The organism is Virgibacillus necropolis (assembly GCF_002224365.1).
In the GTDB taxonomy this organism is placed as follows: Bacteria; Bacillota; Bacilli; order Bacillales; family Amphibacillaceae; genus Virgibacillus_F; species Virgibacillus_F necropolis.
Window position 1 is genome coordinate 1,840,555 of record NZ_CP022437.1, and the last position, 25,265, is coordinate 1,865,819.

Sequence of the window (25,265 nt, forward strand, 5' to 3'; positions counted from 1 at the left end):
CAAAAAGTCACCAAATGATAAACGGCGAATTTCTTCGTTGCGCAGTTTTTTCGGTCCTCACGTATTAAAAGCATACGTTCCGGTCCTCAAAATCTTCGCGCCTTGAACTTCTTGTTTCTAATTTGCCGACTTTTTAAACACGCACTATAAGTATTATAGATTACTAGTATTATTATCTATATAATTCTTCATATGTGCAAGGTATGCTTTAAATTTTTTTTCAATAAGTAAAAAGGAGTAGCTTAAAAATAAATGGTTCGTTTTCTTGACGCTTATCAGAGATAGAAGTACAATAAATATGTCACAAATTGTACATTAACAAGCGATATAAAAGAATAGTATATGTCGAAAAAACGAATTAATGTTAAAGGATTTGTGCTCAAAATACATATTTATATTACTAAGGGGGGTAACACATGGCGGGACGTAGCGAGTTTAATTATCGCAGATTACACTCATTACTTGGGGTAATTCCCATTGGGATCTTTTTGATTCAACATTTAGTTGTGAATCATTTTGCCGCGTATGGTGAGGAAAGCTTTAATAAAGCAGCACATGTATTAGAGAGTTTACCATTTAAGCTACTATTAGAAACAGTTATTATATACCTACCAATTTTGTTTCATGCAATCTTAGGAGTGTATATTGTATTTGTTGCGAAAAACAATGTTAAAAGGTACGGATTCTTCCGTAACTGGATGTTTTACATTCAGCGTATAACTGGAATTATCACACTAGTTTTTCTTGCTTGGCATATTTGGGAAACGCGTATACAGATTGGAATGGGAAATGCTGAAGCGAATTTCACTTTAATGGAGGGCATTTTGACAAATCCTTTCATGTTTTGGTTCTACATCATTGGAGTTATTTCAACCACATTCCACTTTGCTAATGGTTTATGGAGCTTCTTGGTATCATGGGGTATTACTCAGTCACCTAGATCTCAAAAAATTGCTACATATGCAACACTAATTGTCTTTTTAGGTTTAAGCTATCTAGGTGTAAGATCTTTAATTGCCTTTGCCTATGGCGTTTAAGTTTTAACAAAAGAGGAGTGAGTATATATAATGAGTAATAAAAAAGTTGTTGTTGTAGGCGGTGGACTTGCCGGGCTTATGGCAACGATTAAAGCAGCTGAAGCAGGTGTTAATGTAGACCTGTTTTCTATCGTACCTGTAAAACGTTCTCACTCTGTATGTGCCCAGGGCGGTATAAACGGTGCTGTAAATACAAAAGGTGAAGGGGATTCCACTTCCATTCACTTTGACGATACACTTTATGGTGGGGACTTTTTAGCAAATCAACCACCTGTAAAAGCAATGTGTGACGCGGCACCAAGTATCATACATATGTTGGATCGTATGGGAGTTATGTTTAACCGTACACCAGAAGGATTGCTTGATTTCCGTCGCTTTGGCGGTACACAGCATCATCGTACAGCATATGCAGGGGCAACTACAGGACAACAATTATTATATGCACTTGACGAACAGGTTCGTCGTTACGAAGTGGAAGGATTAGTTACGAAGTATGAAAGCTGGGAATTCCTTGGGGCAATTCTTGATGATGAAGGCGTTGGAAAAGGTATTGTAGGACAAGACATTAAAACACATGAAATAAAATCTTTCCCCTCAGATGCAATTATAATGGCTACTGGTGGTCCAGGAATTATCTTTGGTAAATCAACGAACTCAATGATTAATACTGGTTCAGCAGCAAGTATTTTGTATCAGCAAGGAGCAAAATATGCAAACGGAGAATTTATCCAAATTCACCCAACAGCAATTCCTGGGGATGATAAGCTCCGATTAATGAGTGAATCAGCACGTGGTGAAGGCGGACGTGTGTGGACATACAAAGATGGAGAGCCATGGTACTTCTTGGAAGAAAAATATCCTGCTTATGGAAATCTAGTTACTCGTGATATTGCTACACGTGAAATTTTTGATGTTTGCGTGAATCAAAAATTAGGCATTAACGGTGAAAACATGGTTTACCTGGATTTATCACATAAAGATCCAAAAGAATTGGATGTTAAACTTGGTGGTATTATCGAAATCTATGAAAAATTTGTTGGAGAAGATCCTCGTAAAGTTCCAATGAAGATTTTCCCGGCGGTTCATTATTCGATGGGCGGACTTTGGGTTGATTTTGATCAGATGACTAGTATTCCTGGAATATTTGCAGCAGGAGAATGTGATTATTCTCAGCATGGTGGAAACCGTCTAGGTGCTAACTCATTATTATCAGCTATTTACGGTGGTTTGATTGCAGGACCAAATGCAATAAATTACATTGATGGACTTGAAACACATGTTGAAGATATGTCGTCTGAACTTTTTGACAAAAAACAAAAAGAAGAACAGGATAAATTCGAAGCCCTTATGAAGATGAATGGCGATGAAAACGCGTATCAGATCCATAAAGAACTTGGGGAATGGATGACAGATAACGTTACGGTAGTTCGTCACAACGATAAATTACTAAAAACAGACGAAAAAATTAAAGAACTTTTGGAACGATGGGAAAAGATTAATATTAATGATACTTCTCGTTGGAGTAACCAGGGTGTTATGTTTACTCGACAACTGAAGAATATGCTTCAATTAGCACGTGTTATTACACTTGGTGCTTATAATCGTAATGAAAGTCGTGGTGCACATTATAAACCAGAATTCCCTGAACGAAATGACGAGGAATTCTTAAAGACTACGATTGCACGATTTGATAAAGCAAAGAATGCTCCAGTATTAACATATGAAGAAGTAGACACTTCTTTAATTGAACCTAGATTACGGGACTATAGTAAAAAACATTAAGGGGGGAAAGTTAGAAATGGCTGAGGAAAAAACAGTTACATTTATTATAACTCGACAAGACAGCCCAGATTCTGCTCCTTATAAGGAAACATTTAATCTTCCTTATAAACAAAATATGAATGTTATCTCTGGGTTAATGGAAATAAGACGAAATCCTATTAATGCGGATGGGGAAAAAACTACACCTGTTTATTGGGATATGAACTGTTTGGAAGAAGTTTGTGGTGCCTGTTCAATGGTTATTAACGGAACTGCACGCCAATCATGTACGGCACTGGTTGATCAATTGGAACAACCAATTCATCTAGAACCAATGTCCACATTTCCAATTGTTCGTGATTTGATTATAGATCGTGAACAAATGTTTGATGCATTAAAACAAATTAAAGGGTGGGTACCAATTGACGGTACACATGATTTAGGACCTGGACCTCGTATGCCAGAGAAGAAACGTCAATGGGCATATGAATTATCAAAATGTATGACTTGTGGGGTTTGCTTAGAAGCCTGTCCAAATGTGAATGACAAGTCAGACTTTATCGGACCAGCCGCTCTATCCCAAGCCCGTTTGTTTAATGCACATCCAACAGGAGACATGAATGCAAGTGATCGCTTGGAAGGACTTATGCAAGATGGAGGAATTTCTGGATGTGGTAATGCACAAAACTGTGTGGAAGTATGTCCTAAAGGTATCCCATTAACAACATCAATTGCTGCTATGAATAGAGCAACAAATATTCAAGCATTTAAAAATTTCTTTGGTAGTGACAACGCATACTAGTCACACCAAGTATTTTAAGGTGGCCCTACCCAAATGTTGCGGTAGGGCCAATTTTATTTTAAAAAGAGGTGTAATAGGTGAAATCCATAGCTTATATTGAAGATATGAAGTCTTGGAGGGAAACGTTTTCCTTTTCTGTTCCAATTAAAATTCGTTTTTCCGAAACAGATATGTTCGGTCATGTAAATAATGTTTCGCCGTTTATATATTTTGAGGAAGCGCGGATTGAATTTTTAAAATCGCAAGCTTTATTCGATAATAATGATGAAGATTGCATTCCAGTGGCCGCTGATTTACAATGTGATTATCTTCAGCAACTATTTTTTAATGATAAATTAGAAATTTATGTTAAAGTGAATTATATTGGAAATACTTCTATGGATATTCACTACATGGGAATTAATCAAGAAGACAAGATTTGTTTAACTGGTAGAGGCAGATTAGTCTACGTTAGTCCAAAAACTGGAAAACCTGTCCCGCTGAGTGAACAGATGAAAGGTAACTTAATACATATGTAATTAGAAAAGCGCAGGTGAACTGAGTTGTTTTATCGCACGGAAGTAAAGTGAGACTACTAAAGTTTTAGCGCTAGAGCTAGACAAAATTTTATATTTTCTTATTTTTTAAAAAACCGACTACCCATGGATAGTCGGTTTTTTTTAGAGCTTTAATTCGCCCATACGAATAAGCTCTAGCACAGCTTGTGATCGCCCTTTGACTCCTAGTTTTTGCATTGCATTTGATATGTGATTTCGGACAGTTTTTTCAGAAATAAACAATTCCTGGGCAATTTCCTTAGTTGTTTTGTCCTGTACAAGTAGTTCGAAGACTTCCTTTTCCCTTTTTGTTAGTAATTGTTTTGGTTTGTAGTCGTTGTCTTTCAAATGTTAACCCCTCCTTGCTGACATAAAGCTGTATAACGAAGGGAATTTATTTAGTCAATATAGCTTATGAATCCTGTCATAATCAGTGCACACAATTTAACATTAAAAAGAATTAGTGTTTCAGTATTATAGGATTATTACCCTTTGCATTTTTATAGTGTTCATTTCTCTTCCAAATTGCCAAAGAAATCAATGTGTAAGTGTGTCGAAATATAAATCACCAAAGCTCTGAAATTCGCTTCAATTTCTTGTTATGGCCTTATCCAAGATTTCTTAATTCCTTCTAATAAATAGAATTTTTTATTTTCCCCCAAGAAAAGACTTGAATTTATAAGAAATGTATTGTAATATGAGGTAGTAATTAGTTAATAAGGAATTACAAATTAAAAAGTTTTTTAAGGCTTCATTGGGAGCAATGGAAGAGGTGAACAAAGTGGCAAAACATAACAATGAACAAGAAGCACTTAATCATTATGATTCAAACGACTATATTACTCCAGATGGGTATACGAGTGATATTGCTGTATTTACCATCATTTCAAAAAAAAACAATGAAAAAACAAAGGAACCGGATAATAAAGAGCTGAAAATTATGTTGATAAGAAGAGCTTCATACGATTCAGAAGGTGAACCAAACATTGAAGCAAATAAATGGGCACTTCCGGGTGGGTTTACCGATGGAATGAAAAGGGAAACAGCAATGCAAGCAGCGGAAAGAGAATTAGAAGAAGAAACGGGTATAAAAGGGATATTTCTTAAGCATTTTGGTGTATACGATGCATTTGGAAGAGACAAACGCGGCTGGATTATTTCCAATGCGCATTATGCCATCGTTCCGGAGCAAAAGTTAATAAAAAGGAAGGCGGCGGATGATGCAGATGACGTTCGACTGTTTACGATAGGAGAAGCGTTACATTTGGAATTAGCATTTGATCACTGGAAAATAATTTCAGATGCGGTAAGGTTAATAGAAAGAGATTTGATTGAAACAACGATAGCAAAAAATTTCTTGCCCGAAGCGTTCACTCTATCTGAGTTACAGCGTGTATTGCTAACTGTTTCAGATAATCCGAGAATAACCAGTAAATCCGTCTTCTTTGCGAAGGTTCCTAAGTTACCATTTGTAGAAAAGGTTTATGACAGGGAAGGGAATTTGAAAAAAACAGAAAGGAATTCATTTCGCCCCTCCCAACTGTATACGTTTAATGATGTAGACATTGTAAAATCCATTTGGGAGTAATTTTTTAAAATTAGTATTTAGCAATATAAAAATTACTAATTATAAACAAAGGGGTGTTTCTATGTTAAAGAAGGTTTTGTTAAATATCGACTATACGTATGATTTTGTTGCGGACGATGGTGCATTAACCTGTGGGAAACCAGGTCAGGATATTGAAGATTCTATTGTGAATATAACGGAAAGATTCATTGAAAATGGCGATTATGTGGTTTTTGCTGTTGATAAGCATACGGAAGGGGATAAATATCATCCGGAAATGGAATTGTATCCTCCGCATAACATTGCTGGAACTAAAGGCAGAGAACTATACGGAAAACTAAAAGACGTATGGGAAAGAAATAAAGATAATGAAAACGTCTATTGGATGGATAAAACAAGGTATTCCGCATTTGTTGGAACGGACTTGGATCTGAAACTTCGTGAAAGACAAATCGAGGAAGTACACGTTGTAGGATGCTGCAGCGATATATGTGTTCTTCATACCGCTGTAGACGCGTATAATCGTGGCTATCGCATCGTTGTTCATGAAGATGGAGTTGCCAGTTTTAATCAAACTGGCCATGAGTGGGCGTTAAAACATGTTGAAACTTGTTTAAATGCAAAAGTCGTTTGAGACCAATCCAAGGTACATGGATAAATTTATCCCACTATACAATTAAGGGACTTGGTCTTTGTTGGAGTGAAACGGAAGCAGATAAAAAGGGAAAATGGTTAGGAAACAATAAAATTTCAGGAGGTTTTAGGGATGATGTCTACAGACGATAGTTTAGCACTGCATACAGATTTATACCAAATAAATATGGCAGAAACGTATTGGGAAGATAAGGTACACAACCGAAAAGCGGTTTTTGATTTGTACTTTCGAAAATTACCGTTTGGAAATGGATTTGCCTTATTTGCAGGATTGGAGAGAATTATAGATTACATTAAAAACTTTCAATTTAGCGCATCAGATTTAACCTATTTGAAAGAGGAACTGGGATATGGTGATGAATTCCTGGAATACCTGAAATTAGTACGATTTAACGGGAATATTAGATCAGTAAGAGAAGGGGAAGTGGTGTTCGGAAATGAACCAGTGCTTCGTGTGGAAGCAGCGTTAGCGGAAGCACAATTAGTGGAAACAGCTCTTCTTAATATTGTTAACTATCAAACATTAATTGCTACGAAAGCAGCTAGAATAAAACAAGTAGTCAACGAACAGCCGCTTATGGAGTTTGGGACAAGAAGAGCACAAGAAATGGATGCAGCCATTTGGGGAACAAGAGCGGCATTTATTGGTGGATTTGATGCAACAAGTAATGTAAGGGCGGGTAAATTATTTGGTATTCCTGTATCAGGTACGCATGCTCATGCTATGATCCAAGCATATAAAAATGAATATACAGCATTTAAAAAATATGCAAGAAGTCACAGGGATTGTGTATTTCTGGTAGACACCTACGATACATTGAAATCCGGTGTCCCCAATGCCATTAAAGTAGCAAAGGAATTAGGGGATAACATAAATTTCGAGGGTATTCGTTTGGATAGTGGAGATATGGCATACTATTCAAAAGAAGCTCGTAAAATGCTGGATGAGGCAGGATTTAATGAAACGAAGATATATGCTTCCAATGATTTAGATGAATCTACGATTATTAGTTTACAAGCACAAGGAGCAAAAATTGATGCTTGGGGAGTTGGGACTAAACTCATAACCGCATATGATCAACCAGCGTTAGGTGCTGTGTATAAACTGACAGCTATTGAAAATGAAAACGGGGAAATGGTCGATACCATTAAAATATCCGGCAACCCCGAAAAAGTAACCACTCCTGGAAAGAAGAAGTTGTATCGTATTGTAAACATGAGCAATAACCATGCGGAGGGTGATTATGTCACATTAGAAAATGAACATCCAAATGAAGAAGAGAAACTGAAAATGTTCCACCCAGTACACACCTATATTAGTAAATTTGTTACGGATTTCAAAGCCGTAAATCTGCATCAAGATATATTCAAAGATGGAAATTTAATCTATCAAAATCCAACCTTATACGAGATGAAAGCCTATGCGAAAGAACAACTAAACCTGTTCTGGGATGAATACAAGCGAACCACAAATCCGGAAGAATATGCGGTTGATTTAAGCCAAAAAACCTGGGACAACAAGATGGATAACATAAGTGAGGTTAGAGAAAAAGTAAAGGTGATGGTAGAAAATGACTAAACGTTCAGAGCAATATTTCCAAGATTTAAACCCGAATAAAGATGTTAAGAGTATGTTTGAAAAAGGTGCAAAGGTGGGAATATACGGTTCCTCTTTTGACCCGGTAACAAATGTTCATTTATGGACGGCATCCACCGTGGCGCATCGGAAAAAGCTGGACTTTATCATTTTTCTGCCTTCATCGGATAAAAGAAGGGATAAGCAATTACAAACCGGAGATGCCCATCGATCGGAAATGGTACAGCTGGCAATTCGAGAAAATTCGAAGTTTATGCTAGATACGTATGAATTTCAGGCACTGCCAGGCAAACATTATACTTATTATACCATGGAATATTTAAAAGATATCCTGCCTGACGCGGAACTCTATTTTATTATGGGAGCAGATTTGCTGGTCGATATAGCTGCCGGCGAATGGATGATGGCGGAAGAATTAATTCGTTCGAATCAATTTATTATTATGGCTCGCAACAACATCGATATGTTGGGAACGATTGCGAAATCTCCTTTATTGCGTAATTATGATGACGGTAGATTCCAACTCTTGGATAAAGGACTATCCATGGAAATTAGTTCTACCTATATAAGAGAAGAGCTTTCTCGCGGCGGGGAGCCAAGATATTTGTTACCAACAAGTTGTTACAATTATATTAAAAATCATCATTTATATCATAATAAGAGCTCAAAAATAAAGGAGTGATTTGGTGGTATACAGCCCTAATGAATGCCGCACTATCATCCTAGGCCCATGTCTAAGGACGGGCTAACGATAATCGAATCAGATTTAAAAACTTTTTCTGGGAGTTTCTAAAATGATAATTCAAGACTCAAATATACAAATAAAATCATAATATTATGCAGTAGATTATGCCACTTCTATCAATCAGCGTGGAGTAGTTTGTGAAAGAGGAATATATCACAAAACCCAAGCAGGTAAATCTACAAGAGTGTCAGTTATTTTCGCACAATAACAACTGGCAATTTGTAAAGAGCCTTTCGGCTATTCATCTCCCCTTTAACGACTGAAATACGTTCTACACACGCTTAAAGAGGGAGACTTCTGTCGGACCTAATGATAACCACAAGGTTTTTTGATAACTTAGGGAATAACCATATTAGAAGAAGGCTAATCAGTATAGTGTGATTGCGTGTTTTGATATAATTAATGTAATATATTCTATGGTATATTCAATTTTTTATTTGGGGGCAACGCATGATTCATGAAATATTGGAATCAAATCAATTTATTTTTTTAGTAGCGTTATTGTTAATAGTCAGTGTTCTTGTAACCAAATTCTCTACGCGTCTCGGTGTCCCTTCCCTCGTTTTATTTATAGGAGTAGGTATGCTGGTTGGGAGTGACGGGTTAAATTTTATATACTTTGATAATGCGAAAATCGCGCAATTGATTGGTGTTTTAGCATTGATAATTATCCTCTTTGAAGGTGGTTTGCAAACGAAATGGTCAACAATCAAACCGGTATTACCTTCAGCCACAATTCTGGCAACCATAGGCGTTTTAGTAACCTCTCTTGTAGTTGGAGTTGCTGCAAAGTATATCCTCGACTTATCCTGGTTAGAAGGTATTTTGGTTGGATCTATCGTAGGTTCAACAGATGCTGCAGCGGTCTTCTCTGTTTTGAAAGGAAAAAACATCAAAGGGAATGTTAAGTCTACACTCGAAGCAGAATCAGGATCAAATGACCCAATGGCAATGTTTTTAACCCTATCCGTAATACAGCTTATTACACAGGAACAATCTGGTATATGGATGCTTATAGGGACGTTTTTTTGGCAAATGGGACTTGGACTCGTCCTCGGTTTAATCATCGGCAAGGTGGGTAGTATATCGATTAACCGAATTAATTTAGACTCAAGTGGACTATATCCTTTATTCGGAATCGCATTTGCATTTTTAACATACAGTATTACATCATTAGTTGGCGCCAGCGGTTTACTTGCGGTATATATAACTGCGTTAGTTATTGGTAATTTGGATTTGACTTACCGACACTCCATTCTCCGTTTTAATGAAGGTTTTGCATGGATGGCACAAATTTTAATGTTTGTCATTCTTGGCCTATTTGTATTCCCCACAGAATTATTTACATTTACGAACATTGTTAATGGTTTATTAATTTCTGTGATATTAATTTTTGTTGCAAGACCAATTGCAGTCTTCTTAAATTTAATTAAATCACCATACCATTTTAAAGAAAAACTATTTTTATCTTGGGCTGGTTTACGCGGGGCTGTACCAATTGTTCTAGCTATTTTCCCTATGTTAGCAGAACTGGAAAATAGCCAAATCATGTTTAATGCTGTATTTTTCGTTGTTCTAACCTCAACACTTGTGCAAGGATCAACAATAACTTATATGACAAGAAAATTGGGTCTAGAAGGCGAGGCTAAGACGGAGCCAATACACACATTAGAACTGATTTCAATAGGTAAAACAAACGTAGAAATGGTCGAATATTACGTTACAAAAAAAAATACAATTATTGGTCAAACCTTAGAGGAGTTAGTACTACCAGACAATTCACTAATAAATGCTATAATTAGAGATGGTAATATTATTACACCTAATGGACAGACAACAATAAAAGAAAAAGACACTTTATATATATTAGCTTCGCGCAAAAGTAAATCAAAACTGAAGGCCTTATTAGAAAAAGAAATAAATGATGCATCTACTTCTAATGAAGGCAACGATTGATATATGATAAAGTCACATGTATGGTAAAGTATAGTTAGATTGATGAATTATTATGGGAGGTAACCCACTTGGAGAATAGTGTAACAACTACTGCAGCAATTGCTGATGCTGAAAAAAGCCTTCGTTATATAGCTGGAGCTATTAAGCAAAATGGGCGTAAAATATTAAATAATTATTCTATTACCTCACCCCAGTTTATCGCTTTACAATGGTTATTAGAAGAAGGTGATTTAACGATTGGTGAGTTATCAAATAAGAATGGGTTAGCTTTTAGCACCACAACAGATTTAGTAGATCGTATGGAAAAAAATGAATTAGTTGAACGTGTCCGTGATTTAAACGATAGACGGGTTGTGCGTATTCATGTTTTAGAAAAAGGAAATACGATTATCCATGAAGTTATTAAGAAACGACAGGAATACCTAGGAGAAGTGTTAACGAACTTTTCGATGGAAGAAACGGAGACCTTAAATAGATTATTAGCTTTTTTGCATGAGCAAATGAAATCTGTAAATGAAAAATAACAACTTAGAAGAGGCGATTATCGTTGAATCAAGCTATCGGAGTCATTGATTCAGGTGTTGGAGGATTAACCGTTGCACATGAATTAATGCGACAATTACCTAAAGAAAAACTACTGTATGTAGGCGATACATTAAGATGTCCCTATGGACCTAGGTCAGAACAGGAAGTGAAAAGATTCACCTGGGAAATGGTGAACTTTTTGCTGGAAAAGAAGATCAAAATGTTAGTAGTAGCTTGTAATACAGCTACCGCATTCACACTAAATGAATTACAAGAACATTTAGATATCCCAGTCATCGGTGTTATTAATCCAGGTGCGCGCGCAGCAATTAATGCTACTAAAAACATGCACATTGGTGTTATTGGAACAGACGGAACAATTCGTAGTAAGGCCTATCCAGAAGCGTTATTAAATATTCATTCAGAGATTCATATAAACGCATTAGCTTGTCCGTTATTTGTGCCATTGGTGGAAAAGGGAATTTTACAAGGTGAAACTACATTACAAATTGTTTCAGAAACGCTAGAACCAATGAAGAAAAATAATCATATCGATACCCTTATACTTGGATGTACCCATTATCCACTAATAAAAGATACCATCCAACAGGTTATCGGTGACCATGTTTCGATCATTTCATCAAGTGAAGAAACAGCCCGTGAATCCAGTGCAATTTTAGAATACCATGAAATATTATGTAAAGATGATCGGATTCCTTATCACCAATTCTATACTACTGGCGAACTTGCCACATTTAAAAAGATTACACAACGTATATTCCAAAGCTCGGAAGATAAAGTTCAAACAGTAGTTATCGAACACGCCACTATTACTTAGTAGATTCTGTTAATTCAGGGTCTATTTTTTTATTCAATAATAATTAAAATTTCGAGTTCAAAAAGTCGCCATTTATCATTTGGTGATTTTTTGAACATCCTTTTTATAAAAAATTGTGTTGGTTTGGTCTAATTTTACAATGGGCTCGTATATATAGTAGTACAAACCATCGTAGGAGGGAATAACATGCGGATGCGCGGTATTTTTATATTAACAGGGATAGTGAGTTTTTCCGTGATATTAACTGGGTGTTTTCAAGGGGAACAGTCTTTAGAGAAAATTGATCCACCGCAAGATGCAACAGAAGTAAATAGCTCAGAAAATGCAGACTCTGAAGCAACAAAAGAGGACGCGAAAGAAAAAGGTCAAGAGGAAGCAGGTTCAGCGGAAACAGTAGAAACACAGCTATTTTTACTTGATTCAAATGGAATGGTAGTACCTCAAACATTTGAACTACCAGCAACAAAAGAAGTAGCGACACAGGCATTGGAATATTTAGTGAAAGATGGCCCAGTTACACAGCTTTTACCAAACGGCTTTCAGGCAGTTTTACCAGCAGGTACAGAAATCTTAGGATTAGATTCACGTGAAGACGGCACAATGATTGTAGATGTTTCCAATAACTTTAAAAATTATGACGCCGAAAAGGAACTGGAAGTTTTACAAGCTATGACCTATACCTTAACTCAATTTGATAGCGTGGATAAGGTTAAGCTTTGGATTAACGGTCATCCTGTAAATGAAATGCCAGTAAATGGTACACCAGTTTCAGATGGTTATACAAGGGCTAATGGTATAAACATGATTCAAACGGACACAATAGATTACTTAGAGAGTGAAGCAGTTACACTTTACTACCCAACAGCACACAATGATACAAACTATTTCGTTCCGGTTACACAGTACATTAAGATGAATGAAGCTAATCAATATGAATCAATTGTGAGTGCATTGATAGAAGGACCGCAATACAATTCAAATGTCACACAAGTATTTAACTCATCCGTATCATTAATGGAAGAACCACAGTTAAAAAATGGAGTGCTTAAGTTAGTATTTAATAGTGAAATACTTCTTGAAGAAGGGCCAGCAACAATTTCCGATAATGTTGTAGAGACGTTAGTAAGGACATTAACTGAAAATAAAGAAGTTAAAGCAGTTGACGTTAATGTTAATCAGGTAGATCAGATATTTAATGAAAGTGGTAAAGCGTATACCGAACCAGTTACAAAGAAAATGATTATGCCAGCTGAGAAGTTATAGGTTAAAGGGCTGTTTTGGCAGCCTTTTTTTGCTTTTGGGAACTATAAAATTTTGTAATTGTGGATAACTGATCTACCTAGTCAGCCACGTCCAGCTCCGACGTACAGGACGTACTAGTGCCGATAAAGCCACAGGACGTGGCGTTTTTATCGGCCAGCGCCCATTGCCTAGTGCCCTTCCGGCTCCTCCTTACGATAAGTCAACATCGAATCGCTACAAAAGGAAGGCCGACTAACTGCGGGCTTGCCGCCCAACGTCAGCATACCCCTGTTGCAGGGGCATGTTTCCTTTATCTCAAGAAAGAAGGAGGTTCGGTTAAAACCGCTACTTTGCGTAGCAACACCGAACTACCCACCAGGTCATACGGCAATAACTGGGCGCTTGCGCTTTTGCTCTTTTTAGGAACTAATATTTAGCTTGGCATTTGCGCTTTTGTATATGTTTCATGGTAAAATATGTTACGATTAATTTTGGAATTAAGGAGGCGTTTAAGATTGAGAAATGACAATAGAGAAGTAGATAGTTTGCGCGAAATAAATATGACAGTGGATTTTATTAAACACCCTGAAGGATCAGTTTTGATTCGTGTTGGGGACACAAAAGTGATTTGTAATGCAAGTATAGAGGATAAGGTACCACCATTCATGCGAGGACAAGGAAAAGGATGGATCACTGCAGAATATTCCATGCTCCCAAGAGCAACAGACAGGCGTAATATTCGGGAATCGTCGAAAGGTAAAGTAAGTGGGCGAACAATGGAAATTCAGCGTTTAATCGGACGAGCGTTACGGTCTGTTGTTGATCTAGATAAAATAGGTGAACGGACAGTTTGGGTTGACTGCGATGTTATACAAGCTGATGGTGGAACACGTACGGCTTCCATTACAGGCGCCTTTGTAGCAGTGGTACTTGCTTTTGGTAAAATGATAGATGCAAAAACAATGAATAAAATGCCAGTCACAGATTTTCTTGCAGCTACCTCTGTTGGGGTTCTGGAAAATGGTGATGAAATACTAGATTTAAATTATCAAGAGGATTCACAAGCACAGGTGGACATGAACATTGTCATGACAGGTTCAATGGAGTTTGTCGAGATCCAAGGAACTGGCGAAGAAGCTACTTTTTCGTATGATCAGTTACAAAACATGTTGAAACTTGCGACAAAAGGATTACAAGAAATTATAGAGAAACAGAAAAATGTACTAGGTGAATTAGCTAACAGAGTTGGTGAGACCAAAACGGTACGCTCATCGGGTGGAAAATAATGAAAAAAATAATTATAGCGACTAAAAATAAAGGTAAAGCAAAAGAGTTCACTGAATTCTTTTCAGCGTATGGGATTCAAGTTTTGTCTTTGTTAGATCTATCTAAAAACATACCTGATATCGAGGAGACTGGAACGACCTTTGAAGAAAATGCTGCATTGAAAGCAGAACAAATTTCAGCGTTGTTTGAGATACCAGTTCTTGCGGATGATTCTGGTTTAGTAGTTGATGCATTAGAAGGTGAACCTGGTGTCTATTCTGCGAGATATGCGGGTAAGGAAAAGAATGACAAAGCAAACGTGGACAAGGTGCTGACAAATATGATTGGTATTCCAGTAGAAAAACGAACGGCGCGGTTTGTTTGTGTTTTAGCAGTTGCAGCACCAGGTGAAAAAACAATTTTAAACAGAGGTGTTTGTGAAGGAACAATTGCAATAGAGCCAAAAGGTGAAAATGGATTTGGGTATGACCCCATTTTTATCCCTCATAATTATGTGAAATCAATGGCAGAACTGACACCAGCTGAAAAAAGTGAAATAAGTCATCGAAAAAATGCGATTGTTCAATTAGACGCTTGGATTCAAAAATTATAAACGCTAAATCAGGAGGGTGATAATCGTGACAAGCGTATTATTTGTAAGTGATAGTCACGGTTTAACAAAAGAATTGACACAAATTAAGGATCAAGTAAACGTTGATTTGATGATACATTGTGGCGACTCTGAATTGGATCTTGATGCTGAGCAATTAGATGGGTTTGTGAAAGTAAGTGGAAATTGTGATTACGACAGCCGATTTCCAAATGAACAGACGATTGAAATAGGGGATCTCAACTTTTTTGTTACACATGGCCATTTACATCAAGTGAAATCAGGATTGACGACATTGTCCTATCGAGCTGAAGAATTAGGTGCACGTGTTATTGGATTTGGCCATACGCATGTTGCTGGTGCTGAAAAGGTTCAAAACCAGCTTTTTATTAATCCTGGTAGTATTCGATTACCAAGAAGGATTCAGGTGCAAACATATGCCATTATGGAATGGGCCACGCCTGATGACATATGTATCTCATTTTATACACCAGAGGGTGATATTGTCGAAGAATTAACATACCATACCTCATTGTCATAGATTATGTAAGCTTGTTAATTACGGAATGGATTAACAAGCCTACCTATGATGTTTTTATTAAGAAAGTATTGACAAAAAAAGTACTAGTGCCTATAATGATTCTTGTCCGTTAAAATTAACAATATAATTTGTGCGGGTGTAGTTTAGTGGTAAAACCTCAGCCTTCCAAGCTGATGATGAGGGTTCGATTCCCTTCACCCGCTCCATACATACTAATAATCTTGTCCCAGTAGCTCAGCTGGATAGAGCAATAGCCTTCTAAGCTATGGGTCGCAGGTTCGAATCCTGCCTGGGACATCAGCTTAGAAAGAGGAACCTATGCAACATAAAATAGGTTCCTCTTTCTTTACATACTCATAACCCGTTTATTTTATGGGTATTCGGGGAATGTATAAAAAATATCCGTTATGTACTAGAATAACCTAAGGAGGTGAATAATTAGTGGAAAATGAAAATGTCATTCTGTTTCCAAAATGGAAAAAGACATTGGAAGAAGAGAGTTTACTTGCTTTGAAAGAAAAAAGGTATGAAGAGGCTTTACATAAATTAGACCAGTTACTCGATTATCAAGTAAACAATCATGAAATAGTGATAGGTAAACTTATCTGCCTGATGGAGTTAGATAGATATGAGGATGCACAGGTATTAAGTGAAGAATTATTAAAGCATAGAAACGAAAATTATTATCACTACGTACATATTTATTTAACGATTTTATTTCAAACAAATCAATATAAGAAGTTAATGGAACAAGTTGACTATGAACTCGATAACGTTTCCGTCCCTCAACAAATGAAAGAGCAATTTCAACAATTATATGATATGAGTGAAAAAATGAATGTTGAGATTAAGGAAGAAAAGCACACGGAGTACATAAGTGAATTGTTGGAAGCTGTTAACGAACAGAATCATGTGAAGCAATGGAGGTCTGTTGAGAAACTGCGCAAAATAAACACGATACCCTCTATAAAAGCAACAGAAGCACTTTTAACAGAAAGCTTTGTACATCCAGTAATTAAGACCGCAATTTTTAAATGGCTTCAGGATAGCGAGTGCAATGAAAACATTCGTATACATAAGTTAGAAATGCAGGTTGAGGTGAAACCTAATCAAGTTTCTGATATTCATTCACATGCAACCTTTAAACAAATTCTGTTATTAATTAATAAAATTGAATTAAAAAACCCAACACTGTACCAATTAATGGAAACACTTTTGTATCGTTATATATACGTGAGGTATCCAATTATGCCTTCTAGTGAGCATGTTAAACATATAGCAATCGCTCTTACCAACATTGGAGAGGCATATCTAGGCATGGAGCATTTGCCGGATAATGAACTTGATCCAGATATTTTACGGTACCAAGATGAAATTAAATTGTGTGAAACCCTATACCTAAGCATCATAGAAGAGTAGTAGGTAGTAGCTACAAATGCTTGAAAGACATAGTAATTATGTTATAATGATATGGTTGTAAATTTGGTATTCTAGTTTAGACATCAAATAGTTGAGACCTGTGAAAATTAATGGAAATCAATAGATTTTGGAGGGAATTATATGACAGCAAAATGGGAAAAACAAGAAGGTAATCTAGGGGTTCTAACGATCGAGGTTAGCCCAGACGAATTTGATAAAGCATTAGATCAAGCATTCAAAAAAGTAGTAAAAAAGGTACAAATTCCAGGGTTTCGTAAAGGGAAAGTACCACGCAAAATATTTGAGAACCGTTTTGGAGTAGAATCACTTTATCAAGATGCGGTTGACATCGTACTGCCAACAGCATATACAAATGCTGTCGAAGAAACAGGAATTGAACCTATTGAACAACCAGAAGTAGATATTGAAGAAATTGAACAAGGGAAAGAACTTGTTTTCACTGCAACAGTTACGGTTAAACCTGAAGTTAAGCTTGGAGAATACAAAGGGTTAGAGGTTGAAGAGCAAACTGTAGAAGTGACCGACGAAGATGTTCAACAAGCAATCGAAAGTCAACGTGAACAGCATGCAGAATTAGTTGTTAAAGAAGAAGGTACTATTGAACAAGGAGATACAGTTGTAATCGATTTTGAAGGATTCCTTGACGGCGAAGCTTTCGATGGTGGAAAAGGTGAAAATCATTCCTTAGAAATCGGATCTGGGCAATTTATTCCTGGTTTTGAAGAAAAATTAGTTGGAAAAGAAGCAGGAGAAGAGTCAGAAATTGACATTACATTCCCTGAAGAGTATCACGCTGAAGATTTAGCTGGTAAGGAAGCTGTATTCAACGTTAAGATTCATGAAATCAAAACGAAGGAATTACCAGAGCTTGATGATGAATTTGCAAAAGATTTAGATGAAGAAGTTGAAACGCTTGATGAATTGAAAACAAAGAAAAAAGCTGAATTAGAAGAACAAAAGAAACAAGACGCAGAAAATCAAAAGCGTGAAACATTGATTGAAAAAGCTTCTGACAATGCAGAAGTTGATGTGCCAGAGGCAATGGTAACTACTGAGCTCGATCGCATGATAAAAGAATTTGAGCAACGTTTACAAATGCAAGGTATGACAATGGAAATGTATTTCCAATTCTCAGGCCAAGATGAAGATGCATTAAAAGAACAAATGAAAGACGATGCACAAAAACGTGTCAAAACGAATTTAACATTAGAAGCGATTTATAATGAGGAAAACTTAGAAGTGTCTGATGAAACTGTTGACAAAGAACTCGAAAGCATGGCATCTATGTACCAAACTGATGTAACGCAGTTGAAGCAAATGCTTGGTGGCAATACTGATGCGATTAAAGAAGACTTGAAGTTTAAACGAGCGATGGATTTCTTAGTTGAAGAAAGTAAAACTGTTTAATTAACGATTCTATGTTTATTTAAAACAAAATGAGGCAAATACTAACAAGGCACGATAACCTCGTGTCTTGTTTTACACTTTAATGCTGGCGTATTATTTTTGTAATCTTTCTAGTCATGACATACATATGATAAACAATACTAACTTTTATTTGAACATAGAAAAATAAAACAAACAATAATCATAACGGTTATGATTTGACTTTTTTATTTATTTCTCCATAATTAAAAAATAAATATATGTAAAGTATATTGTTTTGTATTCTAATTTTGTTCTGATATGATGGGCTAAGAAAGCTGGATCCTATATAAAAATAATTAGGGGTAGATTTAAACTTTTAGGGGTGAAATGGAATGTTTAAATTTAATGAAGAAAAAGGTCAATTGAAATGTTCTTTTTGTGGAAAGAGTCAAGATCAGGTTCGTAAACTTGTTGCTGGACCGGGCGTTTATATATGTGATGAATGTATTGATCTTTGTACAGAAATCGTAGAAGAAGAGCTTGGTACAGAAGAAGAAACTGAATTCAAAGAAGTACCAAAGCCTAAAGAAATCTGCGAAATATTAGATGACTATGTAATTGGTCAGGATAAGGCAAAGAAGAATTTATCGGTTGCTGTATATAACCATTATAAACGAATTAATTCTCCAAAAAATAACGATGATGTTGAACTGTCGAAGAGTAATATTGCTATGCTTGGACCAACGGGAAGTGGTAAAACATTACTTGCCCAAACATTAGCAAGAATTCTGAATGTACCATTTGCAATTGCAGATGCTACTTCATTAACAGAAGCAGGATATGTTGGAGAAGATGTAGAAAACATTCTTTTAAAGCTAATTCAATCAGCAGATTATGATGTGGAAAAAGCTGAAAAAGGAATCATTTATATTGATGAAATTGATAAAGTTGCAAGGAAATCAGAGAATCCATCGATTACAAGAGATGTTTCTGGTGAGGGTGTACAACAAGCACTATTGAAAATTCTTGAAGGTACAGTTGCAAGCGTACCACCACAAGGAGGACGTAAGCACCCACATCAAGAATTCATTCAAATTGACACGACAAACGTCTTATTTATTTGTGGAGGTGCCTTTGACGGTATCGATCAAATCATCAAACGTCGTCTTGGTAAAAAGGTTATTGGATTTGGTGCTGATGAACAGCAACAAGATCTTGAGGTAGGACAATTACTTGCAAAAGTACTACCAGAAGACTTATTACGTTATGGTTTAATTCCAGAGTTTATTGGAAGGTTACCTATAATTGGAGCTTTAGAGCCGTTAGATGAAGATGCACTAGTTGAAATTTTAACAAAACCTAAAAATGCATTAGTGAAGCAATATGAAAAATTATTCTTAATGGATGATGTTGAGTTAGAATTTGAAGAAGACGCATTGGTAGAAATTTCTAGAAATGCCATTGAGCGGAAAACTGGAGCACGTGGTTTACGATCAATAATTGAAGGTTTAATGCTTGAAGTAATGTTTGAACTTCCTTCCCGAGATGATATTGAGAAATGTATTATCACTAAAGAAACAGTTCTATTAGAGGATGGTAGTCCAAAACTTATTTTTAAAGATGGTACGGTGAAAGATGATAATAAACCATTACCTAAAGAAAGTGCATGATAATAGGTAAATGATACATGATTGAAGACTGACTAGTGAGAATGATTAGCTCTTCCTATTGCTTTCGTAATGATGATTGGGAGTTCTAAATTATTCTTGAGGTCAGTCTTTTTTCAGTCATACATAGACACGAATAGGTAACACTAATAGAGAAACTTATACATTTACAAAAGGAAAACTTTTCTTTACACTTTACACGTAAGGAAAGTATGAAAAACTTCGCTATTCACTTATTGAAGAAAGAGTGATTAGCGAGGTTTCTACTATAAATTATATTTTTACGGAGTATGGAGGTACATACAATGACAAATAAGACGATTCAGCTTTCCCTCCTCCCATTACGTGGCTTACTTGTTTTTCCATCAATGGTTATTCATTTAGATGTTGGTCGGGAAAAATCGATACAAGCGTTGGAAAAAGCAATGATGGGCGACCAAACTATATTTTTAGCTGCACAAAAGAAAGTGAGTGTGGATGATCCTGATCCTGAAGGTATATATGGAATTGGAACAGTAGCAACGGTAAAACAAATGCTTAAGTTACCAAATGGTACAATCCGTGTTTTAGTTGAAGGATTATATCGTGGTGAAATCGTTCAGTTTATTGAGGAAGAAGAACAATTCATCGTTGAAATTGATGAGATAGTTGAAGAACGCGGAGACAAAAATGAGGAAGAAGCATTAATGCGTTCGTTATTAAACCAATTCGAACAATATGTTAAGGTATCTAAAAAAATTAATCATGAAACATTAGCAATTGTTTCCGATATTGAAGAGGCTAGTCATCTTGCTGATATTGTAATATCACATTTATCTCTTAAATTAAAGGATAAACAGGAACTTTTGGAAACTGCTAATGTTAAAAAGCGGATTCAACGATTAATTAAATTAATTTCAAATGAGAAAAAAGTGCTCGATTTAGAAAAGAAAATTGGCCAACGCGTTAAGAATTCAATGGAGAAAACACAAAAAGAGTACTATCTTCGGGAGCAATTAAAAGCAATTCAAAAAGAACTTGGTGAAAAAGATGGTAAAACTGGCGAAGTTGATCAGATTAGAGAAAAAATTGAACAATCAGAAATGCCGAACCGTATTTTGGAAGTTGCACTAAAAGAATTAGATCGGTATGAGAAAGTACCACAGAGTTCGGCGGAGAGTTCAGTTATTAGAAACTATTTAGATTGGCTTGTTGCTTTACCGTGGACTGAAAAAACGCAAGATACAATTGAGATAGATCATGCTCATAAAATTTTAGATGAGGATCACTATGGTCTTGAGAAGGTTAAGGAACGAGTGCTTGAATATTTAGCAGTGCAAAAATTAACTAATTCAATAAAAGGACCTATCCTATGTATCGTAGGCCCACCTGGAGTTGGTAAAACATCACTAGCAAAGTCAATTGCGAGAGCGATTAACCGTAACTTTGTCCGAGCTTCATTAGGTGGCATTCGTGATGAAGCAGAGATTAGAGGCCATCGCCGAACATATATCGGTGCAATGCCTGGTAGAATTATTCAGGGTATGAAGAAAGCAAAGACAACCAATCCTGTATTTCTCTTAGATGAAATTGACAAAATGTCAAATGATTTCAGGGGTGATCCATCATCAGCTATGCTAGAGGTGCTGGACCCAGAACAGAATGGTAATTTCAGCGATCACTATATAGAAGAGACATATGATCTATCAAATGTCTTATTTGTTGCAACAGCAAACTATGTGAATAATATTCCTGGTCCATTGCTTGACAGGATGGAGCTTATTTCAATTGCTGGATATACGGAAATAGAAAAACTCCATATAGCTAAAGAACACCTTTTAGGCAAACAATTAAAAGAAAATGGATTGAAAAAAGGTAATTTACAAGTACGGGATGATGCACTATTAAAGTTAATCCGTACCTATACCAGAGAGGCTGGGGTACGTGGTTTAGAACGTCAAATAGCACGGTTATGTCGAAAAGCAGCAAAAATAATTGTTTCAGAGGACAAGAAAAAAGTTATTGTTACAACCAAAAATATAGAAGACTTATTAGGGAAATCCGTTTTCCGTTATGGTCAAGTAGAACAAGAAGATCAAATCGGCACTGCAACCGGATTAGCATATACAGCTGCAGGCGGTGACATCCTTTCCATTGAAGTTTCCCATTATCCTGGTAAAGGGAAGTTGACCCTTACAGGAAAACTAGGTGACGTGATGAAAGAGTCTGCTCAGGCCGCTTTTAGTTATATTAGATCAAGATCGAAGGAATTAAATATTAATCCGAGTTTTCATGAAACGTATGATATTCATATTCATGTACCTGAAGGAGCTACACCAAAAGATGGTCCGTCTGCAGGTATTACGATGGCCACTGCCTTAGTTTCCGCACTTTCTGGGAGAGCCGTTAAAAAAGAAGTGGGAATGACAGGAGAAATTACACTGCGAGGTCGTGTCTTGCCAATTGGCGGTTTAAAAGAAAAATCGTTAAGTGCTCATCGAGCTGGGATTACAACGATTATTATTCCAGAACAAAATGCAAAAGATATTGACGATATTCCGGCCAGTGTTCGTGAAGATTTAACATTTATTAAAGTAAACCATTTAGATCAAGTACTGAAGCATGCGTTAGTGGGGGATTCACATGAAAGTAAATAATGCTGAAATCGTTATTAGCGCAGTAAGCCAAAAGCAATATCCAAATGACCGCTTGCCAGAGATTGCTTTGGCTGGTAGGTCCAATGTTGGAAAGTCGTCCTTTATCAATCGATTAATTCATCGTAAAAATCTAGCCCGGACGTCTTCAAAACCTGGAAAAACACAAACGTTAAATTTTTATAAAATTAATCAACTCTTTTATTTCGTTGATGTTCCAGGTTACGGTTATGCAAAAGTCTCCAAAAAGGAACGTGAAAAATGGGGCGTTATGATGGAAGAGTATTTCGAAACAAGAGATACTCTAAAAGCAGTTATGCTTATAACGGATATACGTCATGAACCGTCAGCCGATGATGTAAACATGTATCAGTTTTTAAAACATTTTGAGCTTCGTGTAATTGTCATCGCAACTAAACTAGATAAAATTGCTAAAGGTAAAATTGCTAAACACGTTAAACGGACTAGAGATACACTTCAAATGGAGAAAGAAGATATTGTTATTCCTTTTTCTGCTGAATCAGGAGAGGGAAAAGATGAAGCATGGGGTGTAATCAGACAATATCTATAAAACTACTTATAAAATGAAACTTCATTCAATGGAATTATACAGCCCGTAAAAACTGCGATAAAAATGCTTTGAAGGGATTATTTTAGATCTCTTCAAAGCTTTTTTTAAGAATTATTCAGAATTTAAATTCAATTAGTAGAGTAAATTGGTGAATTTGTGGGCATTTGTAAGGTTTAAATAGGTATATGCACGAGAATATAGAATTTGTACAAATAGTTGGAAATATGGAATTGTAAGCAATTCGTATATTTTCTGTTAACTTGTTATAATTAAATTTATTAGTTCTGAAAGAGAGAAAGCTACATACACGGAAGTATTTGGGCTAATAAACAGAGAAAGGGTGGTTGGTTTATGAAAAGACTGAATATTTTGTTTATTGTTATACTACTAGCTTTAGTACTAGCTGCATGTGGTTCAGAAGAAGAAGCTGAATCTGGTGGAGAGAGTGATGGAAACGCATCAGGAGATAGCCAAGAGTTTGACTTGGTAGAGGATGGAAAGCTTACTTTTGCGGCGTCTGGAGAATTCAAACCATTTAGTTATATGAAAGATGGGAAAATGGTAGGGTATGACATTGCAGTTGGAGAAGCTATTGCTGAAAAATTAGGTTTAGAAGCAGTTCAGGAAAAAGCTAAGTTCGCTGCTATTGTAACCGGTGTTAAACAAGGTCGTTATGATATAGCTGTGGCGAGTCATACAATTACTGAGGATCGTCTAAAGGAAGTTAATTTTTCAGAACCTTATTATTATTCTGGACCAGTTATATTCACAAGACCTGATAGTGATATTGAATCAGCAGAAGATTTAAAAGGTAAAGAGATTTCTGTATCAAGAGGTTCAAGTTATGTAGAGATGGCTCAGGAGTATACAGATAATATTCCACAAGTTGATAGTGATGTCGTTGCTCTTCAATCACTTGCAAAGGGTCATCATGATGCAGTTATAACAGATGCCATTACTGGACAAACAGCTATTGATAACGGGTTAGAAATTGAAAATCGTGGCCAATTAGGAGTCAGTGAGCAGGCTGTAGCAATTTCAAAGGAAAATGAGAAGTTACAAGAAGCAATTAATGAAGCGTTAAAGGAACTAAAAGAAAGTGGAGAGTTAAAAGAAATAGCAATGGAGTGGGTTGGTGTAGATATCACAAAAGAGCCTGAGGAATTAAAATAATAGTAGGAAGCAAATGTGCGCAGAGCTTGCGCACATTTGTCTTTAAAGGGAGTTGAATCATTTGGATGCTATTATGCACTTTTTCGAAGTATTTACAAGTAGTTTTGATCTGTTTATTGAAGGTCTTAAGCTAACGTTCTTATTATCAGCAGCTTCGTTAGTGATTGCCTTTATAATCGGATTGATTTTTGCTATATTTAAAATTTCTAATATAAAAATTTTAGAGTGGATCGCTGACGCATATATATGGATTGTGCGCGGTACACCACTGATTGTTCAAATATTTGTTCTTTATTATGGTTTGGCGGAAATCATACTGCTTTCTCCATTCTGGGCTGGAACAGCGGGACTTGCTTTTCACAGTGGGGCTTATATTGCCGAGATTATTCGTGGATCAATTCAGTCAATTGATAAAGGACAAAGAGAAGCTGGACGTACACTTGGGATGACCCAAGGACTTACAATGCGAAGAATTATCTTACCACAGGCATTTCGTCGCGCAGTACCCTCTCTTGGTAATCAGTTCATTATTGGTATAAAGGACTCTTCACTTGTCTCATTTATTGGTATGCAAGAATTGTTTGGTGTCGCCAGCACACAGGGATCCAACAATTTTGATTACTTGCCGTATTATTTAACCGTAGCAGTTTATTATTTATTTATCGTATTAATACTAACTGTAATTGTTAATCAAATTGAGAAAAAGCTAGCTAAAAGTGATTAAGTGAGGAGGTCT

At 36.2% G+C, this 25,265-nt stretch carries 23 protein-coding genes and 2 tRNA genes; 24 read left to right on the forward strand and 1 reads right to left on the reverse strand.

The annotated features are described in order from the left end of the window. Window positions 1-416 precede the first annotated feature (416 nt). The 4 genes from CFK40_RS08580 (at window position 417) to CFK40_RS08595 (ending at window position 4,118) form a co-directional block, all read left to right on the forward strand. Window positions 417-1,037, forward strand: coding sequence for a succinate dehydrogenase cytochrome b558 subunit (locus CFK40_RS08580; RefSeq protein ID WP_089531915.1), 621 nt, complete (start codon window positions 417-419; stop codon window positions 1,035-1,037). Window positions 1,038-1,067: 30 nt separating this feature from the next. Next, entirely contained in the window at window positions 1,068-2,819 is a 1,752-nt protein-coding gene (sdhA, locus tag CFK40_RS08585; RefSeq protein WP_089531916.1) for a succinate dehydrogenase flavoprotein subunit, read from the forward strand. A gap of 16 nt (window positions 2,820-2,835) precedes the next feature. Continuing rightward, on the forward strand, window positions 2,836-3,600 hold the full coding sequence (gene sdhB / locus CFK40_RS08590) for a succinate dehydrogenase iron-sulfur subunit (protein WP_089531917.1): 765 nt from the start codon (window positions 2,836-2,838) through the stop codon (window positions 3,598-3,600). Between the two features lie 77 nt (window positions 3,601-3,677). Then, entirely contained in the window at window positions 3,678-4,118 is a 441-nt protein-coding gene (locus CFK40_RS08595; RefSeq protein ID WP_193433357.1) for an acyl-CoA thioesterase, read from the forward strand. Between the two features lie 141 nt (window positions 4,119-4,259). On the opposite strand, the gene CFK40_RS08600 is transcribed toward CFK40_RS08595, so the two are convergent. Continuing rightward, window positions 4,260-4,484 (reverse strand): helix-turn-helix domain-containing protein, encoded by a 225-nt coding sequence (locus tag CFK40_RS08600; RefSeq protein ID WP_089531918.1) that lies wholly within the window; start codon window positions 4,482-4,484, stop codon window positions 4,260-4,262. Window positions 4,485-4,917: 433 nt separating this feature from the next. On the opposite strand from CFK40_RS08600, the gene CFK40_RS08605 reads away from it, so the two are divergent. From CFK40_RS08605 to CFK40_RS08700, 20 genes are all read left to right on the forward strand, one after another. Beyond that, window positions 4,918-5,724 carry an NUDIX domain-containing protein gene (locus CFK40_RS08605; RefSeq protein ID WP_227001901.1) on the forward strand — a complete coding sequence of 269 codons (807 nt, stop codon included), beginning with the start codon at window positions 4,918-4,920 and terminating at the stop codon, window positions 5,722-5,724. 61 nt (window positions 5,725-5,785) lie between these two features. Then, window positions 5,786-6,337, forward strand: coding sequence for a cysteine hydrolase family protein (locus CFK40_RS08610; RefSeq protein ID WP_089531920.1), 552 nt, complete (start codon window positions 5,786-5,788; stop codon window positions 6,335-6,337). Window positions 6,338-6,469: 132 nt separating this feature from the next. Beyond that, window positions 6,470-7,936 (forward strand): nicotinate phosphoribosyltransferase, encoded by a 1,467-nt coding sequence (locus tag CFK40_RS08615; protein WP_089531921.1) that lies wholly within the window; start codon window positions 6,470-6,472, stop codon window positions 7,934-7,936. 52 nt (window positions 7,937-7,988) lie between these two features. Further along, a complete protein-coding gene (nadD, locus tag CFK40_RS08620) occupies window positions 7,989-8,636 on the forward strand; it encodes a nicotinate (nicotinamide) nucleotide adenylyltransferase (protein WP_227001924.1) in 648 nt (215 codons plus the stop codon). A gap of 513 nt (window positions 8,637-9,149) precedes the next feature. Further along, window positions 9,150-10,655 carry a potassium/proton antiporter gene (locus tag CFK40_RS08625; protein WP_089531923.1) on the forward strand — a complete coding sequence of 502 codons (1,506 nt, stop codon included), beginning with the start codon at window positions 9,150-9,152 and terminating at the stop codon, window positions 10,653-10,655. 68 nt (window positions 10,656-10,723) lie between these two features. Continuing rightward, entirely contained in the window at window positions 10,724-11,179 is a 456-nt protein-coding gene (locus tag CFK40_RS08630) for a MarR family winged helix-turn-helix transcriptional regulator (protein ID WP_193433358.1), read from the forward strand. A gap of 23 nt (window positions 11,180-11,202) precedes the next feature. Next, window positions 11,203-12,018, forward strand: coding sequence for a glutamate racemase (gene racE / locus CFK40_RS08635; protein ID WP_089531924.1), 816 nt, complete (start codon window positions 11,203-11,205; stop codon window positions 12,016-12,018). A 186-nt stretch (window positions 12,019-12,204) separates the two neighbouring features. Then, window positions 12,205-13,281, forward strand: coding sequence for a GerMN domain-containing protein (locus tag CFK40_RS08640; protein WP_089531925.1), 1,077 nt, complete (start codon window positions 12,205-12,207; stop codon window positions 13,279-13,281). A 494-nt stretch (window positions 13,282-13,775) separates the two neighbouring features. Continuing rightward, on the forward strand, window positions 13,776-14,546 hold the full coding sequence (gene rph / locus CFK40_RS08645; protein WP_089531926.1) for a ribonuclease PH: 771 nt from the start codon (window positions 13,776-13,778) through the stop codon (window positions 14,544-14,546). Continuing rightward, window positions 14,546-15,139, forward strand: coding sequence for an XTP/dITP diphosphatase (locus CFK40_RS08650; protein ID WP_089531927.1), 594 nt, complete (start codon window positions 14,546-14,548; stop codon window positions 15,137-15,139). Before rph ends, CFK40_RS08650 begins: the two co-directional genes overlap by 1 nt. A gap of 25 nt (window positions 15,140-15,164) precedes the next feature. Beyond that, window positions 15,165-15,677 (forward strand): metallophosphoesterase, encoded by a 513-nt coding sequence (locus CFK40_RS08655; protein WP_089531928.1) that lies wholly within the window; start codon window positions 15,165-15,167, stop codon window positions 15,675-15,677. Window positions 15,678-15,809: 132 nt separating this feature from the next. Further along, window positions 15,810-15,883 (forward strand) — tRNA-Gly (locus CFK40_RS08660). Window positions 15,884-15,900: 17 nt separating this feature from the next. After that, window positions 15,901-15,974 (forward strand) — tRNA-Arg (locus CFK40_RS08665). Between the two features lie 144 nt (window positions 15,975-16,118). Beyond that, on the forward strand, window positions 16,119-17,096 hold the full coding sequence (locus CFK40_RS08670; RefSeq protein WP_089531929.1) for a tetratricopeptide repeat protein: 978 nt from the start codon (window positions 16,119-16,121) through the stop codon (window positions 17,094-17,096). Between the two features lie 141 nt (window positions 17,097-17,237). After that, window positions 17,238-18,524 (forward strand): trigger factor, encoded by a 1,287-nt coding sequence (gene tig / locus CFK40_RS08675; protein ID WP_089531930.1) that lies wholly within the window; start codon window positions 17,238-17,240, stop codon window positions 18,522-18,524. A gap of 353 nt (window positions 18,525-18,877) precedes the next feature. After that, on the forward strand, window positions 18,878-20,155 hold the full coding sequence (clpX, locus tag CFK40_RS08680) for an ATP-dependent protease ATP-binding subunit ClpX (protein ID WP_089531931.1): 1,278 nt from the start codon (window positions 18,878-18,880) through the stop codon (window positions 20,153-20,155). A gap of 302 nt (window positions 20,156-20,457) precedes the next feature. Next, the gene (gene lon, locus CFK40_RS08685) at window positions 20,458-22,788 is read left to right on the forward strand and encodes an endopeptidase La (RefSeq protein ID WP_089531932.1); all 2,331 of its coding nucleotides are present in this window, start codon (window positions 20,458-20,460) and stop codon (window positions 22,786-22,788) included. Beyond that, on the forward strand, window positions 22,775-23,356 hold the full coding sequence (gene yihA / locus CFK40_RS08690) for a ribosome biogenesis GTP-binding protein YihA/YsxC (protein ID WP_089531933.1): 582 nt from the start codon (window positions 22,775-22,777) through the stop codon (window positions 23,354-23,356). Before lon ends, yihA begins: the two co-directional genes overlap by 14 nt. 351 nt (window positions 23,357-23,707) lie before the next feature. After that, entirely contained in the window at window positions 23,708-24,529 is an 822-nt protein-coding gene (locus CFK40_RS08695; protein ID WP_089531934.1) for a transporter substrate-binding domain-containing protein, read from the forward strand. Window positions 24,530-24,590: 61 nt separating this feature from the next. Further along, window positions 24,591-25,253 carry an amino acid ABC transporter permease gene (locus CFK40_RS08700; RefSeq protein ID WP_089531935.1) on the forward strand — a complete coding sequence of 221 codons (663 nt, stop codon included), beginning with the start codon at window positions 24,591-24,593 and terminating at the stop codon, window positions 25,251-25,253. The last annotated feature ends 12 nt before the right edge of the window (window positions 25,254-25,265 follow it).